This window comes from Fuchsiella alkaliacetigena (genome assembly GCF_023227765.1).
Lineage (GTDB): Bacteria > Bacillota > Halanaerobiia > Halobacteroidales > Acetohalobiaceae > Fuchsiella > Fuchsiella alkaliacetigena.
The window spans coordinates 12,121-29,419 of record NZ_JALKBZ010000005.1 but is presented as its reverse complement, the minus strand read 5'-3'; the positions used below and the strand labels follow the sequence as shown (position 1 = coordinate 29,419).

General features: G+C 33.6%; 17 protein-coding genes and 1 riboswitch. Of the genes, 16 read left to right on the top strand and 1 reads right to left on the bottom strand.

Annotation, left to right across the window (positions count from 1 at the left end; translation table 11 throughout):
• Positions 1 to 64: 64 nt before the first annotated feature.
• Positions 65 to 162, top strand: a riboswitch (TPP riboswitch).
• 105 nt (positions 163 to 267) lie between these two features.
• From thiD to MWH30_RS02325, 16 genes are all read left to right on the top strand, one after another.
• Positions 268 to 1,062, top strand: a complete 795-nt coding sequence (gene thiD, locus MWH30_RS02400; protein ID WP_308221594.1) for a bifunctional hydroxymethylpyrimidine kinase/phosphomethylpyrimidine kinase — start codon at positions 268 to 270, stop codon at positions 1,060 to 1,062.
• Between the two features lie 314 nt (positions 1,063 to 1,376).
• Positions 1,377 to 2,474, top strand: coding sequence for a tyrosine-type recombinase/integrase (locus MWH30_RS02395; RefSeq protein WP_248662447.1), 1,098 nt, complete (start codon positions 1,377 to 1,379; stop codon positions 2,472 to 2,474).
• Positions 2,468 to 3,892, top strand: coding sequence for a tyrosine-type recombinase/integrase (locus MWH30_RS02390; protein WP_248662446.1), 1,425 nt, complete (start codon positions 2,468 to 2,470; stop codon positions 3,890 to 3,892). Before MWH30_RS02395 ends, MWH30_RS02390 begins: the two co-directional genes overlap by 7 nt.
• Position 3,893: 1 nt before the next feature.
• A complete protein-coding gene (locus tag MWH30_RS02385) occupies positions 3,894 to 5,477 on the top strand; it encodes a tyrosine-type recombinase/integrase (protein ID WP_248662445.1) in 1,584 nt (527 codons plus the stop codon).
• Entirely contained in the window at positions 5,470 to 5,904 is a 435-nt protein-coding gene (locus tag MWH30_RS02380) for a DUF6262 family protein (protein WP_248662444.1), read from the top strand. The genes MWH30_RS02385 and MWH30_RS02380 overlap by 8 nt, the downstream gene beginning before the upstream one ends.
• A gap of 93 nt (positions 5,905 to 5,997) precedes the next feature.
• The gene (gene thiM / locus MWH30_RS02375; protein WP_248662443.1) at positions 5,998 to 6,789 is read left to right on the top strand and encodes a hydroxyethylthiazole kinase; all 792 of its coding nucleotides are present in this window, start codon (positions 5,998 to 6,000) and stop codon (positions 6,787 to 6,789) included.
• Between the two features lie 22 nt (positions 6,790 to 6,811).
• The gene (gene thiC / locus MWH30_RS02370) at positions 6,812 to 8,104 is read left to right on the top strand and encodes a phosphomethylpyrimidine synthase ThiC (protein WP_248662442.1); all 1,293 of its coding nucleotides are present in this window, start codon (positions 6,812 to 6,814) and stop codon (positions 8,102 to 8,104) included.
• Positions 8,105 to 8,230: 126 nt separating this feature from the next.
• Entirely contained in the window at positions 8,231 to 8,857 is a 627-nt protein-coding gene (locus MWH30_RS02365) for a redox-sensing transcriptional repressor Rex (RefSeq protein ID WP_248662441.1), read from the top strand.
• A 170-nt stretch (positions 8,858 to 9,027) separates the two neighbouring features.
• Positions 9,028 to 9,321 carry an STAS domain-containing protein gene (locus tag MWH30_RS02360; protein WP_248662440.1) on the top strand — a complete coding sequence of 98 codons (294 nt, stop codon included), beginning with the start codon at positions 9,028 to 9,030 and terminating at the stop codon, positions 9,319 to 9,321.
• Positions 9,314 to 9,694, top strand: coding sequence for a response regulator (locus MWH30_RS02355; protein ID WP_248662439.1), 381 nt, complete (start codon positions 9,314 to 9,316; stop codon positions 9,692 to 9,694). Before MWH30_RS02360 ends, MWH30_RS02355 begins: the two co-directional genes overlap by 8 nt.
• A 42-nt stretch (positions 9,695 to 9,736) precedes the next feature.
• Positions 9,737 to 10,801, top strand: a complete 1,065-nt coding sequence (locus MWH30_RS02350; protein ID WP_248662438.1) for a protein-glutamate methylesterase/protein-glutamine glutaminase — start codon at positions 9,737 to 9,739, stop codon at positions 10,799 to 10,801.
• A 32-nt stretch (positions 10,802 to 10,833) separates the two neighbouring features.
• Positions 10,834 to 11,397, top strand: coding sequence for a chemotaxis protein CheW (locus tag MWH30_RS02345; RefSeq protein WP_248662437.1), 564 nt, complete (start codon positions 10,834 to 10,836; stop codon positions 11,395 to 11,397).
• A gap of 24 nt (positions 11,398 to 11,421) precedes the next feature.
• Positions 11,422 to 13,329: a hypothetical protein gene (locus tag MWH30_RS02340; RefSeq protein WP_248662436.1), complete on the top strand. Its 1,908-nt coding sequence runs from the start codon at positions 11,422 to 11,424 to the stop codon at positions 13,327 to 13,329.
• A gap of 110 nt (positions 13,330 to 13,439) precedes the next feature.
• On the top strand, positions 13,440 to 13,712 hold the full coding sequence (locus tag MWH30_RS02335) for a late competence development ComFB family protein (RefSeq protein ID WP_248662435.1): 273 nt from the start codon (positions 13,440 to 13,442) through the stop codon (positions 13,710 to 13,712).
• A 90-nt stretch (positions 13,713 to 13,802) separates the two neighbouring features.
• Positions 13,803 to 15,305, top strand: a complete 1,503-nt coding sequence (gene thrC, locus MWH30_RS02330; RefSeq protein ID WP_248662434.1) for a threonine synthase — start codon at positions 13,803 to 13,805, stop codon at positions 15,303 to 15,305.
• A gap of 20 nt (positions 15,306 to 15,325) precedes the next feature.
• On the top strand, positions 15,326 to 15,502 hold the full coding sequence (locus MWH30_RS02325; protein WP_248662433.1) for a hypothetical protein: 177 nt from the start codon (positions 15,326 to 15,328) through the stop codon (positions 15,500 to 15,502).
• 54 nt (positions 15,503 to 15,556) lie between these two features.
• Here the strand turns inward: MWH30_RS02325 and glgP are convergent, their stop codons facing one another.
• Positions 15,557 to 17,254 carry an alpha-glucan family phosphorylase gene (gene glgP, locus MWH30_RS02320; RefSeq protein WP_248662432.1) on the bottom strand — a complete coding sequence of 566 codons (1,698 nt, stop codon included), beginning with the start codon at positions 17,252 to 17,254 and terminating at the stop codon, positions 15,557 to 15,559.
• Positions 17,255 to 17,299: the final 45 nt, after the last annotated feature.

Here is a 17,299-nt window from a genome sequence, read left to right as displayed (position 1 = left end):
GTCAAATTCGCCTTTGACCTTCTTGACATTATCAAAATTAACTAGTATAATAATAAAAAATCAATACTTACCATAGGGGTGCCGAAAGGCTGAGAGAGATTAACTCAACCCTTGAACCTGATCTGGATTATACCAGCGGAGGAAATTGGTGTTTAAAAAGTTTACTTAGAGCACATCCTAAAGCTGGAAGTGCTCTTTTTATTATTTTAAAAGACTTTAAGCACACATCTTGATTGGGGTTAGGTGTGTGTTTATTTATTTTAGGAGGTGGAAGCTATTCAACAGGTTTTAACTATTGCTGGTTCAGATTCCGGAGGAGGAGCTGGAATTCAGGCTGACTTAAAGACTATGACTGTATTAGGGGTTTACGGTGCTTCTGTAATTACAGCGGTGACAGCTCAAAATACCTTAGGCGTGCAAGATTTTGAGGCTTTGAGTGCTAATTTTGTAACTAAACAGCTAGAATCAGTCTGTAGCGATCTTAACTTTAAAGCTGTTAAAACAGGTATGTTAGCTAATAGCGAGATTATCAAAACCTTAGTTGCTGGACTTAATAAGTGGGAGCTCCCTAATTTAGTGGTAGATCCAGTGATGGTAGCTACTAGTGGTGACCTTTTATTAGCTAAAGAGGCTATTACTACTTTAAGGGAAGAATTAATTCCTTTAGCTAAGTTAATTACTCCTAATCTCAATGAGGCTAAGATTTTGTTAGCTAAGGACTTAGCAGCTGAACTTTCTTTAGAAGAGTTGGCTAAAGAACTATATTCCTTAGGAGCAGAGTATGTATTAGTTAAAGGAGGTCATCAAAAACAAAGCTTGGCTCGTGATGTGCTTTATGACGGCAAGAATCTGCTGGAGTTTAAAGTTAAGAGAATTGAAACTGAAAATACTCACGGGACAGGTTGTACTCTATCGGCGGCTATTGCTAGCTATTTAGCTAAAGGGCTAAGGATAGAAGCTGCTGTTAAAAAAAGTAAAAGTTTTGTTACTGAGGCTATTAAAGCTCATTGTAAAGTTGGGCAAGGAAAGAATCCAATTAACCATCTACATAGTCAAAATTAGGGTGTAATTGTGCTGATATTTTTCTAAAGATAAGTTCAGATTAAGGTTATGATGAAATATACATAAAGAAAAAAGAAAAAGGAGAGATAGTATGATATGTTTACTGTATAGTGTCTAATAGGTTATGTTAGATATAAGTCCTATTATGATAGGGTTTATAAAGGTTTTTGTTAATAAGAAATTAGTATAACAAGTGCCTGTTAAATGAATTATTATTTATTGTTTATTAGGGTTGCATTATTAGTTAGATTACTATATAATAAAGCTATAGTGCTTGTTGAACATATTTAATAAGTGGTTAGGAGGTACTTGTTATGAAATTGAGCATAATAGAAAAAGATGATCAAATTAAAGTTGTTTTATTGGATAGTGATATGAGAATTGTTAAGCCTGTATATGATTATTTAAAGTATTTGAAATTAAAGGATAGAGCAGAGAATACCATAAGAGCTTATGGTAGAGATTTAAAGTTATATTGGGAGTTTTTAGAATACAAAGGGTTTGATTATAAAAGGGTATCTCCTAGTGATATAAGCGAGTTTATAGAGTATTTAAGAGAGCCAGAACATAATGAAGATGTAAATTATTTAAATGTTGAAAGTGCAAGAAGTGGGAAAACAATAAACAGAATTTTAAGCACAGTTTATAACTTTTATAAGTATTGTTCTATGGTTAAGGAAGTAGATAATCCAATTTTGATGGATGAAGTGGATCGACCTAGAGATATGTTTAAAAGTTTATTACATCATGTAAGAAATAACAATAAAACTAAGCAATCCATTTTTAAGGTTAAAGAAAGTGGGAATAGAATTAAATTATTATCTGACGAAGAAGTAGAAATTATTCTTGATAATCTAAATACTTGGAGAGATAAGTTAATCTTTAAGATAATGTATTTAGCAGGTGCTAGAATACAAGAGGTTTTAGATTTAAAGATTGAAGATATACCTAGAGTTACACCTTCTATTCAAGAACAACAAGTAGTAGTTATAGAAGATATAAAGAGCAAGGGTAAAAGAAGGGATTTATATTTGCCTGTAAGTTTAGTTGAGGAAATCGAGGACTTTCTTATGGAAGAACGCTTTGATATAGATACAGAGCATAGTTATATTTTCGTTGCAAAGCAAAAAAGGTATCTTGGTAAGCCTTTAACTTATAGAGCCATATATGGAGTGTTTAAGCGTGTTCAAGAAAGAATAGGTATAGAATTTAATTTTCACGATTTAAGGCATACTTGTATTACTAGAATGATTGAAAGTGGACTTGATGTATCAGTAGTTAAAATATTGGCAGGTCATAAGTATATATCAACTACTCAACAATATACTCACTTATCTAATAATTTTGTAACAGATGAAATGAAAAAATATTGGGAGAAAAGTTCTTTAGTTGCTTGTGATAGCGAATGTTAAAGAATATGCCTAAAGGTGATGAATGGAAGTTAGTTGACAAGGATAAAAATTCAACTTATTATAATAAGAGTTTTAATTTTGATTTCTCTTTTATAGCAAGTGATGAAATTAAAGAAGTTGTAAAGGGTTATGTTTGGAGGAATTATAGAGAAGGTAATAAAAGTTTGAATTATTTATATAACCGAATGTTAGGGCTAAAATATTTCAATAATTTTGCTATGTCAAATAATATAAATTCATTAAAAAAACTAACTTATAACGATATTGAAAGTTTTCTGTCTTTTCTAAAAACTAGAATATCAAAAAGAACTAAAAAGCCTTTATCATATCGTTCACAAAGAATTTATTTTAATAGTATAAAATATATAATTCGTTGGGGACAAGTATATATGCCTAACAAAGTACCTAATAAAGAAATATTTACAGGTAATGAATTTACAGGGGTAAATAAAAAAGTTAAAACTAAATTTATTCCAGATGAAGTAACCAAGCAAATAAACTTAGCATTAAAAGATGAAGAAAACATTTATATCAAATATGGATTAGTTATATTACAATCAACAGGTATGCGATTATCTGATTTGCTCAAATTAGAAGTTGATTGTTTGCAAGAACATTTAATATCTGGATGGACTTTAACTTATTACGATCATAAGAACAGAAAACAAAGAAGTGAAATACCTATCCCTAATGAATGTGTAATAGCAATTCAAAAGTTAATTGAAGAAACAAAGGAAATAAGAGAACAAGCAGACAAAAAAATTAAAAATAACATTTTTATCCATAAGCCAGATAGAGGAAGTAAAGCAGGACAAATAAATTCTATTCCTAAAATAACTTATTATCAATGGTTAAACAAGTTCGTAGAAAACCGCAGTATTACAGGAAAAGATGGTAAGTTATATAATCTAACAGCTCACCAATTCAGAAGAACGCTTGCGACTGATATGTATTCTAAAGGTGCTGATCTATTAGCAATTAGAGATATGTTAGGTCATTCTAGTGCATTAACTACAAGTAAGCATTATGCAGATATTAAAGATAAGGATAGAGCAGAAACCTTTGATAAGATTGGGATTTTAGGTGATATAGATAATGTTAATGAAGAAGTAATATCAGATAAAGAAAAACTAGAATGGTTTAAAGAAAATAAGGATAAAGGTGCTAGAATGTGCGATGGATATTGTACTAACCCTATTGAAAATGGAGAAATATGCGATAGGTTAGAAAAAAAGAAAAAATGTTATACCTGTAAGCATTATATTACTACTCCAGAGTATCTAGAAAGCCACAGAAAGCATTTGAGAGAGTTGCAAGAGGAGTTAGATAACAATATATATGGACAACACTATGCAGACCATATAATACCCACAATAGAGATTTTAAAAGAGATTATAAGACGATTGGAGGAATTATAATATGGTTACTAATTTAAAACAATTAAAGCCTATAACTGATGATGTAGATTTTAGTAATATAACCATTGGTAACTCCAATTTTAATGATGATACATGGGATTTAAGTCCATTTATTAAAAATAAAAACTTAAAGAACAGTCATAAAAAAATAAAATTTTCTTATATTCAAAGTGAAGATATAAAATTAACTGTTAAGCAGTATGCTTATTATAAATTAGGCAAAGTAAAACCTAAAACAGTTAGGGATAAAATAAATGGTCGTTTGCCATCCTTCATTAATTATTGCAAGGAAAATAATATATCTTCATTCTCACAAGTTAATCAAAAGATACTTTTAGATTATGTAAATAAATTGAAACAAGACGATATTTCAAGAAGCCATGGTTATCATTGCACTCAAGCAGTTCAAGATATTATTGAAACAGGGCAGGTTAAAGGATGGAATGTACCTAAAGATAACTTTAATAATATTAATGCTTACGAAATATGGAAACCAAGCAAAAACAGGAAGAGCAGAAAAACTAAACCAATACCAAATGATATTTTTGATAAGATAGTTAATTGTGCAGTTAATGGAGAAAAGAATGTACTGACTAAAGCAGGTATAATCATTCAAAGTCAAACAGGTTTAAGAATTTCAGAAGTTTTATCTATCAAAGAAGGTTGTATTAAGACTACTGATGATGGTAATGATTATATGGAATTAACTTTAAGCAAAACTGAAAAAGAACCTATAACTCATAAAGTATTCGTCAATGATTTAGTTAAAGATACTATAAAAGAATTAGAAGAATATACTAAAGATTTAAGAGAAAAAAGTGGACTAAAAGAGTTGTTTTTATATAAACATGGTAAGATTAGACCTTTAAAAGGAGCAAGGTTTAACGAAAGTCGCATCACAACCTTCATCAAAAGACACGATATTAGAGATAAAGAAGGTGATTTATATCCTCTTCATACGCACCAGTTTAGAGCAACTTTTGTTAGAGAACTTATAAAAAAGAAAATTCCCATTGGTCATATCAAGAAACATTTTGGTCATGTATCTGTTGAAATGACTTCGCACTATTTAACTTTAGAGCAAGAAGAAGTTAAGGATATTTACGGAGAAATGATATTAGACCCAAATTCAAAATTAGCAGGTAAACGAGCCAAAGAAATTGAGAAAACTTTAGAACAAGAATTTCAAGGTAAAACAGAAGAAGAAATAGACGAGATAATCGAAGGTTTATCTAAATCAATGAGTTTTAACCCTTTACCTGTGGGCGTATGTTTATATGATTTTAGACGAGGTAATTGTACTGATGGTGATGGTTGTTTTGTCTATAATTGTCCTAATTATATTACAGAGATAAGTTTTTATCCTGTTTTAAAAAAGGAGTTAGACCTGTTAGAGAGGGAAATGGAAAGGTTTAAAGACTTAGGTAGAGAAAGGGATTACCAAAGAAGAAAGGTTAAACACAAGCATTTAAAGCCACTTGTAGAGGATTTAGAAGATGAAATGGAATTATCAGACCTTCGAGAATTAGAGAATGAGCTTGATGAAGAAATTTGTAAGAGATTGGAGGTCAAGATCAATGAGTAAATCTAAAAAAAATGTAGAGGGATTAAGAAAACACGCTAAAAAAAGAAACCAAAAAACTATTCAGAAGGTCAATAAGACTATTAATCGCTTAAAAAGGTCTAAAACCAAAGATATTAACTTTGTAACAGTTGCAGAGGAAGCAGGGGTGTCTAAAGCAACCTTATACAATAACGACTGCTTAAAAGAGAGAATAATGGGTTTGAGAGAAACCTCTAAGGGTGTTCCAGAGGATAGAGTACCTAAAGATGAATTGGAGAAAAAGAATCATAAGATTAAGCAGTTATACGCTGAAATTAAAGATTTAAAAGAGGATAAGCAGAAGTTGATTGAGCAGTTAATTGAGATGGAAGAATTGAGAGATGAGAATAAAAGATTAAGAGAAGAAATTAAGAGGTTGAAAGAGCAATCTAATTTTAAAAATAAATAACTTGTTATACACTCAAAAATGTATAACATAGAAGGAGGTGAGAGTTTAATAGGGATTGTATCTTATTATACACTTCCCTATTAAACATAAAGTATGCAAGGCTTATTAAAGAAAATTGAGGAGGAAAAGCCTCTAGTTCATCATATTACTAATAATGTCACTGTTAATGACTGTGCTAATATAACTCTTTACTGGGGTGGCTTACCGGTGATGGCTTATGCTAAGCCAGAAGTGGAAGAGATGGTAGCGGCGGCGTCAGCATTGGTCTTAAATATTGGTACCTTGAATCGGGCCCAAGTGGAAGCAATGATAGCTGCTGGCAAAAAAGCTAATCAGTTGGGAGTTCCGGTTATTTTTGATCCGGTAGGAGTAGGAGCTACTGAGCTAAGAACTCAGTCGGCTTTAAGAATTTTAGAGGAAGTTAAGGTAACTGTAATTAAAGGAAATCAGGCTGAAATTAGCATTTTAGCTGGTGAAAGCGGAGAGATCAAAGGAGTAGAATCAGTTGGAGAGTATACTGAAATTGTAGAAAGTGCTAAGAAGCTAGCTGCTGTAGAGGAAACAATTGTTGTGGTCTCCGGGCCCGAAGATATAGTCAGCAACGGAAAAGAGGTCTATAAAGTAAGCAATGGTCATCCTCGTTTAGGTGAAGTAGTTGGTACTGGCTGCATGCTGGGCAGTACTATAGGTGTTTTTTGTGGAGTTAGCGAAGACTATTTAACAGCTACCTTGAATGCTTTGGCTGCTTTTGGAATTGCTGGTGAAAAGGCAGAGCAGAAAGTTTTGGGCCCTGCTAGCTATAAAATATCTTTTCTAGATCTAATTAGTCAGATGAAGGAGCTTAATTTAAAGAAACTAAAGAAAATAACCAAGATTCAATCTTAATCAATACTTGGAGGCGATAGAAATGACTCAGATTACTGAAGCAAGAGCAGGCAATATTACTAAGGAGATGCAGCAGGTGGCTAAAGAGGAAGCTGTGGAAGCGGAGTTTATTCGTCAGGGGATAGCTGCCGGGAAGATTGTGATTCCGGCTAATAAAAAGCATGAAAACTTAGTTGCTAAGGGCTTTGGTGAAGGTTTATCTACTAAGGTTAACGCTAACTTCGGTACTTCCGAAGACTATGCGGAGTTAGAAAAGGAGCTAAAGAAGTTAGAAGTAGCTGTTGAAGCAGGAGCAGATGCAGTGATGGATCTTTCTACTGGCACTAAGATTAGCCAAACTAGGCGGGAGATTATGGCTGATTCTCAGCTTCCGGTAGGTACAGTACCTATTTATCAGGCTACGGTTGAAGCTTTGAACAAGGAGCAAGCTATTGTGGACTTAAGTGTAGATGACTTTTTTGAGGCTATTGTGGAGCACGCCCAGGATGGAGTGGACTTTATTACTGTTCACTGTGGCTTAACTCTAGAAGCTGTCAAACAACTACAGACTGAGGGGCGGGTTACGGATATTGTTAGTCGGGGTGGTTCCTTTATTACGGCTTGGATGTTACATAATCAGCAGGAAAACCCCTTATATGAGTACTACGATCGTTTATTAGAAATTGCCTATGAATACGATGTAACCTTAAGTTTAGGCGATGGGCTACGTCCTGGTTCACTGGCCGATGCTACTGATAGGGCTCAGATCTATGAACTATTAATCTTAGGTGAGTTAGTGGATAGGGCTCGAGAAGCTGAGGTACAGGTGATGGTTGAAGGACCAGGCCATGTACCTTATGATCAAATTGAGGCTAACGTGAAGCTGCAAAAGGAGTTATGTAAGGGAGCACCTTTTTATGTATTAGGGCCCTTGGTAACGGATATTGCTCTAGGTTACGATCACATAGCTGCTGCTATTGGAGGAACTAATGCTGCCTTTGCCGGAGCAGACTTTCTGTGTTATGTAACTCCGGCTGAACATATCGGTTTACCTACTGTTGAAGATGTGAAAGAAGGAGTAATTGCTACTAAAATTGCTGCTCACGCAGCCGATGTTGCTAAAGGGTTACCTCAAGCTAAAGAACGCAACTTGAGGATGGCCCAAGCTAGAAAGAGTTTAGACTGGGAAGAACAAATTAAACTAGCTATAGACCCTCAAAAGGCTAAAGACTCTCGTCAGGCTCATAATCAGACTTTAAAAGATGAAGAAACCTGTACTATGTGTGGCTCTTACTGTGCAATGAAAGTAGTGGATCAAGCTTTAAATAAGTTTTAAAATAGAAATACTTTTTATTTATTGGCTAATTATTGACATAGCTTCTTGACTATGGTACCCTATACCTAAATTAATGAACTTTGTTATTTAATTAACAGATATAAAAAAGAAAAAGGGGGGACAAGGGTGACTAAAAATATGGAACCTACTACCACTGTGCAAAGACTACCTATGTATCATCGTTGTTTGCAAAAGTTAAACACCGAAGGGGTAGAGATAGTTTCTTCCAAAGAACTGGGCGAAAAAGTCGGTGTTCCAGCTACGCAAGTTAGAAAAGACTTATCTTATTATGGTGAGTTTGGACAACGGGGAGTAGGTTATCAAGTTTCTTTGTTATTAAAACATTTAAGAAAAATTTTAGGCTTAGAAAAAGAATGGAAGATAGTTTTAGTTGGAGTTGGACATTTAGGCCAAGCCTTAATTAAGTATCAAGGCTTTAGAAATTTAGGTTTAAATATTGATTATGCTGTTGATATTGACCCTCAAAAAGTAAGCACTCAGGTAGCAGGAGTGGAAATTAAAGCTATGAGTGAGTTAGAGCAAATAATCACTAAAGAAGAAATAGAGATAGGAATTATAGCTGCTCCAGCTCAGGTTGCTCAGGAAATAGCTGATAAATTAGTTGCTGGGGGAATAAAAGCTATTTGGAATTTTGCTCCTAGATATATTGAAGTTCCTTATGAGGTGAAGTTGGTAAATGAAGATCTTTCTGTAGGTTTAATCGGCTTAACCTATCACTTGGCTGAATCTTAATATAAAAAGAAATTGATATGAAAAAGTTTTTAAAATAACTCCCTATAATTGATTGTGGGGAGTTATAATTATTTTTTAAATAATTAATGAAGGAGTATGAAGACTATTTAAAGTATTATACAAGTAGACAGTATTTAAATTCTATATTTGTTTTTAAAGGGGGAAAAGCGATGTTTGAACTACCCGAAAGCTTAAATGTGCATAACGTTAAGGAAACTCAAGAGGCTTTATTATCTTATTTACAGAACTTAGAGGAAGAACAGTTACTTTTAGATGCTACTTTACTTCAGGACATTGATGCAGCTGGAGTTCAACTTTTGTTATCTACTTATAAAACCTGTCAAGAAGAAAGAATAGAGTTTAACTTAGCTAATGAACAAGATATTATCAAAAAGCTATTAAAATCAGCCGGAGTAAGTGATATAATAACAACTAAGGAAAAGGAAGTTGGAAGTAATGACTAAGGATATCTTAATTGTGGATGATTCACAGACTGTTAGAGCTTCTTTAAAGTATACTTTAGAAAAAAATGATTTTGGAGTTATTGCTGCTGAAGATGGCCAGGAAGGTTTAGATAAATTAGCAGAGCTTAAGTCCCAAGGTAAAAAGCCAGCAATGATTATTACTGATATTAATATGCCGATAATGGATGGAATAACTTTTACTAAGGAAGTTAAAAAGCAGGCTTCATTTAAATTTATACCTATTTTAGTATTAACTACTGAGTCACAGGAATCGAAAAAAATGGAGGGAAAAGAAGCTGGTGCTGCAGGTTGGCTAGTAAAACCTTTTAAGCCAGAGCAGTTAATAGGGGTGATTAAAAAGTTTGTTAAATAGATTTTATTTTCATAAATTAGCTCTTAATAGGGAGAGAGAATTATGATTAAAGTATTGGTGATTGATGATTCTGCTTTAGTAAGAGAGGTTTTAAGTAATATCTTATTGGCAGATGATAGAATAAAGGTAATTGGAACTGCTCGAAATCCCTTGGAAGCTATTAAAAAAATCAAAAAGGAAAGGCCAGATGTATTAACTCTGGACTTACAAATGCCTAAAATGGATGGCTTAACTTTTTTACGTAGATTAATGTCTACTAATCCTCTGCCGGTAATTGTAATTAGTTCTTTGACTCGCGAGGGTAGTCAGGAGACTATTAAAGCTTTAGAATTAGGAGCTATTGATTTTGTAGCTAAACCTACTTTAGGAATTAATCAAGGTTTAAAGCAGTTAAGCGAGGAAATAATAACTAAGATTAAAAATGCTGCTACTATTAATCTAAGTAAAGTAACTAAGCAGGTTAAGCATAGCAAATTAAATAAAGCTACCGGAGAAAATAAGGAGTCTAAGCAAAAAAATAAAGTTTTAACTCAAAGTACTATTGAAATGATAGCTATCGGAGCTTCAACTGGAGGAACTGTAGCTCTCAGAAATATTTTACAGAGCTTACCTGCTGATATGCCAGCAATAGTAGGGGTATTACATATGCCTAAGGAGTTTACTAATTCTTATGCTCAAAGCTTAAATTCTAGCTGTAACTTGCAGGTAAAGGAGGCTGAAGATGGAGAACAAGTGCTACCGGGCTGTGTTTATATTGCTCCCGGAGGTCAGCACTTGATAGTTGAGAAGAGTGTAACGGACTATTATTTAAAGCTAGAGCAGGGCCCGCCAGTAAACCATCATCGTCCGGCCATAGATAAGACCTTTACTTCTATTGCCGATATAGTAGCTCCCAACTGTGTAGGAGTAATCTTAACTGGAATGGGCAGCGATGGAGCTGCGGGTTTAGAAATGATGCATAATCGGGGAGCTTTTACTATAGCTCAAGATGAAAAGAGTTCTATAGTATTTGGGATGCCCAGAAAAGCAATTGAATTAGAAGCAGCAAGTGAAATATTGCCTTTGAACAATATAGCTGAAACCTTAATTAAAACAACAAAGAATTAGATCTATTATTTTTTCAAAAGGAGGAAAATAAAATGGATAAAAAGAGTAGAAATCTTGAAGACAATGCCTTAAACATTCTTAATCAACAGTTAACAAATATCTCTGCTGAAAATCAGTACGTGACTTTTCAAATTGATGAGGAAACTTACGGAATAGATATTATGTTAGTCCAAGAAATCATTAGGTATAATGAGCCGACTAAAGTATTTAATGCCAATCCGATAATTAGAGGGTTAATTAATTTTAGAGGACAGGTAATTCCTGTAATCGATATGCGTCGTAAGTTTAACTTAGCAGAACAGGATTATGATAAGTTTACAGTAATAATAGTTTTTGAAGTTCAAGATAAAACCATGGGAATAATTGTAGATCGAGTTTCTGATATTATGAGCTTTAGCGATGAAGAGATTCAAATGGTTGATAAAGAGTTTGCAGAAGATATTAAAACGGAACATTTAAAAGGGATTGCTAAATCTGATGATGATATGGCTCTAATACTAGATCCAACTAGGATACTTTCTTTTGAAGAATTAGAAAAATTAGCAGAACAAAAACAGGATGAACTAGAAATTGCTGAAGAAGTAACAAAGGATTAAAAATCAAAAAGGAGTGATTTTTAGGTGGGGGCACCTTTTAAAAAAGAAGTATTAAAACAGGATCTGCTAAGCAAAATTCAACAAGTAATTAATGAAATGAAGTCAATAATTAATGAAACTGAAGAATATTATGGAATAATCTATGAAAATTTACCGGTAATTGAACAAAATATAGAGCTAACTAAACAGGAGACAACTATTTTAATTGATTATTTCATTGATATTGAGAAAGCTCCTGCTGAATTAAAAACAGAGGCTGAGTTTCAAAAGCAAACTCAAGAAAAAAAGTTAATTTCTCAAGCTTTAAATAAAATTCAACGTAATTTTAAAAAAATCAATCGTTTACTATTAAATCAGGAAGAGATCGACAGAGTACTAGAGCTGTTTTTAAATGAAAATGAAGAGCAGATCTCTTTTAAGGCCTTAATTAGCCTAATTAATGAAACTAGAAATATCTTGGAAGATATAAATGTAATTTCTTTAAATGCAATAGTTTTTTCTTCTAAGTTAGGTGAAGAAGGTAGAGCTTTTAGAGTGGTGTCTGATAACATTCATCAGATTTCTGCGGCTTTAGAGAAGGAGTTTGCTAATGTAAAAGAGTTACTGGGTACATTACTGGACTGGCATAATAGCTTGCAATTAAATATTGAAGATATAGTCACTAATCAAGAAAAGATTGCCCAAAATTATATAGTTAATCTTGAGGAAACCTTTTCTTCAGTTCAAGAATCAATTCAGATGGTTAATGGTATTTTAACTGATTTAATGAATAATGTAACAGAGGTAGTTTCTCCCTTTCAAGGTTTAATGACTTCGGTTCAAAGTCAGGATATTATTAGGCAAAATCTAGAAAATATTAATAAATCATTAGCAATTATCGAAAAAAAGTATAATAATTATTTATTAGCAGTTGAAGATAATGAAGATTCTGAAGTAGTATTAAACTACTCTGTTTTTATTAGTAAAGGAATGGATTTAATCAGTAGACTAACTGAGAGAAGCTTTGAAGAGTTATTTATATTATTAGACGATATAGTAATTGATGTAAAGAATTTGCTAACTGCTTTAAATGATACTCAAGAGGATGCTAAAAACCTAACTAATTACTTATATCATGAGGATTTAAAAGTTAATGAGGAAGATGAAGCAGGAGCAATAGATCTTATTTTTGAAGATATATTTTCTTTTGCTAACAATTTTATTAATATTCTTAAAAACATTAATAATTCAATTAAGGAATTAAGCAATAATAAGGATCTTTTTAACGAAAAGTTTTCGGGACTAGAGGAAACTATTGAAAAGGTTAATAATGAAGTAGGCGGTTTAAATAAAATTGAAATTTTAGCTAGAATTGAATTGGCTAGAATGAAAAAAGATAATAGTGGTTTCGGTCAACAAATTGAAGAAGTAATAGGTAGCGTAGAACAAAAAGTAAGTGATAATAGTGAAGTTTTTTATTCGTTAAAGCAGGAGCTGCGTGGAAACTTAGAAGAATTTGAAGATATAATTTTAAATAATCAAAAACAGATCGACGAAGCTGTTTTAAAGACTGAAAATTCATTAGAAGAGTTGGGGATTACTAATGATATTATTAACCAAGCCGTTGTAGCCTTATATAAAGAAGTGGAGAGTTTAAATGAAGAAGTAAATAAGATTTATCAAAAGCTTCAGGCTGCTGAAGATTTAAAACAGACTGGAGAAAACTTATTACTTTTAGTTGAAGAACTGGTTGTTGAAGCAAAAGAGATTGAAGAGTTATGTTTAGCTGAGTACGGAAAGGAAGATTGGCAGCTGAAGAACGATGACTTAAAGGAATTAGTAGAGCAGTTTACTACTTATTTAGAAAGAGATACGGCGCAGGAGTTTTTATCTGAAGAAAGTTTAGACGAAGTGGATACAGGTTCTGCTGGCGGAGACTTAGTGTTATTTTAATTCTTTTAAGTATTTACTTCTTAAATTTATAGAATGAATTTAAAGGAATTAAGAAGGTATTATAGAAATAATAATTAGCAGTCCTTGATTTTTAAGAAGGAGGAGTATAAATGCCTGAAGGAAATTTATTAGAAAGTGCAGTTAGGGATAAATTGGATGAGTTGTTGGAAGAACGAGATGATTTTTGTGAATGCGAACAGTGTCGCAAAGATATGATTGCTTATGCTTTAAGTAATTTAAAACCACGCTATGCTGGAAGTAAAGAGGGAAAAGTTTTACTCGATAGTGTAGATATTTCTAGCAAACAAACTGAGATGGATATATTGAGGGTGTTATTAGAGGGGGCTAAAAAGGTAAAGGAAACCCCACACCATGATCGTTAAAATAGAGAATAATTTTTTAATAAAAGTTCACTAAATTTAGTGAACTTTCTTCATCTCTACTAAAATATTAAGCAGAAAGGATTGAAGAAAATGAAATATATCAGTACTAGAGGAAATTATAAAAATGTTACTGCTGCTGAAGCAATTAGACTAGGAATGGTTCCCCCAGGTGGTCTGTTCGTACCTGCTGAAATTCCTCAGCTAGCTCCGGCAGAAATCGAAAAAATGAAGGAATATAATTATCAGGAAACTGCTAAGCAAGTTTTGAGTAAATTTTTAACAGATTATACAGAAGAGGAGCTTAGAGAGGCTATTAGCGCTGCTTATAATAGTCAAAACTTTGCTAGTCCAGAGATAACTCCTATTTATAAGCTTAGTGAAAAAACTTATGTTTTAGAACTGTGGCACGGGCCCACAGCTGCTTTTAAGGATTTAGCTTTACAGTTAATGCCCCACTTATTAGTTCAAGCAATCAATAAAATAGATCTAAAGAGAAAAATTTTAATCTTAGTTGCTACTTCGGGCGATACTGGCAAGGCAGCTCTAGAGGGTTTTAAAGATGTACCGGGAATTGAAATTATTGTTTTTTATCCTCAAGACGGAGTTAGTAAGATTCAAAAGCATCAAATGGAGACTACTAAGGGAGATAACACTTATGTGGTAGCTGTAGAGGGCAACTTCGATGACTGCCAAAATAGTGTGAAGGAGATTTTTGGAGACGAAGAATTTAAACAGGTAATTAAAGAACAAGGATATCAGTTTTCTTCGGCTAACTCTATTAATTGGGGTAGATTAGTTCCCCAAATTATTTATTATTTTAATGCCTACGCTCGCTTATTAGCTAAAGGGGAAATTGAGGCTGAAGAGGAGATAAATATCGTAGTTCCTACTGGTAATTTTGGAAATATTTTAGCTGCTTATTATGCTTATCGAATGGGATTACCGGTTAATAAGTTTATCTGTGCTTCAAATGATAACCGTGTTTTAGCCGATTTCTTTGCTACTGGTACTTACGATATTAAGAGGGAGTTTAAAAAGACTATTAGTCCTTCAATGGATATTTTAATCTCTTCTAATTTAGAAAGATTTCTTTTTGAAGTGACTGGTCAAGATGCTGAAAAGATTAATTCTTGGTATGAAGAATTAAATCAAAAGCAGAGCTTTAGCATTGATGAGCAGACTCAAGCTAAAATTTCAGAGATCTTTGTTGGTTTAGCTGTTAGCGAAGCTGAAACTAAACAGAGAATTAAAGATACTTATCAGCAGCATGACTACTTAATTGATACTCATACTGCCGTAGGAGTGGAGGCTTACCAAAAGTATACTGCTGATAATAACGAACAAAGCAAAACTATAATAGCTGCCACAGCTAATCCTTATAAGTTTTGTTCTACTGTTTTTGAGGCTATTAGTGAACAAGGCTCAACTCAAAAGAGTGATGAGTTTGAAATTTTGGAGAAGCTAAATAAGGAAACGGATTTTGAAGTACATCCTAGTTTGAAAGAGTTATCAGCAGAGCAGATAAAGCATAAGCTCAACTGTCAAGTAACAGAAATTAAAGAAAGCATTAAAGAACTCTTAGCTTTGGAGTAGTCTCAGAAAGGAGCATTTTAATGAGAATTCCGTTAGACTTTGAATGCTGTAACTGTAAAGAGAAGCTAACTGATCTAGAAGGTAAGCTTTGTAATGCTGATTGTAAAGCTAAGAATAATAAAACTACAGGAATCTGTGATAACTGCTTGCAAGAGATAGAGTTTAATAAAGAGCAGGGCTGTCCAATGATTAAGTAAACTTAAAAAACCGCAAAGATTATTCAATCTTTGCGGTAAAGTTATTACTTTTAATTAGACTCTCTGTTGAGGAGGAGAAACAACCTCAATTGGGTTCAGCTTATCTATAGATATTCCTTCTTGATCTCTGCTACTTTGTTCAAAGCTATACATTCTTTCATAGTATTCTTCAACCATTCTTTGGGCAGAGAACTGCCAATGGGACATATCTATACTAGCTCGCATCATTTCTTTCCACTTTTCATGGTTTTCATAATAGGTGGGTATTACTTCATCATAAATTACTTTATATAATGCTTTTAAGTCTCTTTGATCTTCGCTGAGGTGGTTATAGTCTTCTTCTAATACTTCATCGATTAACCAACCGCTTACTTCGTGCTCCGGGCCTTCAGCTAACCAACCATCAACCACACTTAGATTCAATACTCCGTTCATAGCTGCCTTCATTCCGGAAGTACCGCTGGCCTCTAAAGGACGGCGGGGATTATTGAGCCAGACATCGGCTCCTTGTACTAATTTACGAGCAATTTCCATATCGTAGTTTTCTAAAAACACCACGCTATTTTCATACTTTCTATCCATTTCTACTAAGTTTTCTACTATATCCTTCCCGGTTTCATCCTTTGGATGGGCCTTACCGGAGAAGATAAGCTGCAACTTACCTTCCTGTAATAAAGGATCGATAGCATCAGCATTTCTAAATATTAGTTCGCTACGCTTATATGGTGCTTTACGACGAGCAAAACCAACAATTAAGGATTCAGGATCTAAGTTAGCTCCATTTCTTTCCCGAACAAAGTTAACTAAGTCTTCTTTTAGTCTAAAGTGAGGCTCCCACAGGTCTGCTTCTTCTTCGTAAGCTCTTCTTATGGATTCATGCTGCCAAGTACGGCTATGAACTCCATTGGTAATAGCGACTATAGGAGCTGAATCTGTTACTTCATCCCACATTTCTTTAGTAGTTTCGCCGTGTAACTCTGAAACTCCATTGGCTATGCTGGAGAGGCGCAGTCCGGCTACAGTCATGTTGAAAGGATCTCCACCTATCTCACACATCTGTTGATAATCAAACCCGTTATAGGCCTGCATATACTCTAAGAACTGATGGTCATAAACTTCATTACCTGCTCTAACTGGAGTGTGAGTAGTAAAGACTATCTGGGGGCGAATCGCTTTCCTAGCTTCTGAAAAGGATAAGTTTTCAGCTTCCATTTTTTCTCTAATTAATTCCAGTCCAGCAAATACTGCGTGTCCTTCGTTAAAGTGATATTTATCCACCTCAATTCCTAATTTTCTAAGCAGCTTAATACCACCAACGCCTAGTAAAATTTCTTGAGCAACTCTATCTTCTTCATTACCTCCGTAGAGTTGATTAGTTATCCAACCGTATTCACTACCTGGAAAGTTAGTATCCAATAGATAAAGAGGAGCATTTTCATATTGATCTACTAATCTAACCTTAGCTTCTACCTCTTCACCTTTAATCTGCACTTTAACTTTTATTCCTGTATCTTTTAAAAAGTCATAATCGAAATTGGGGTAGGTATCATAGGGCCTACCATCATCACCGATGTACTGTTGAGTGTAGTTTTGTCTCCATAAGATGCCGATACCAATTAACGGTTTATTTAAATCAGCAGCTGCCTTAAGATGATCTCCTGCTAAAACTCCTAAACCACCAGAATAAATTGGTAGTTCTTCATTAAGTCCATATTCCATGCAAAAATATGCCACTTCTGCTTTGTTTTCCAAAGTAATCCTCCTCTATTCATAAGCTTTAGTTTTAATTTTGCCAAA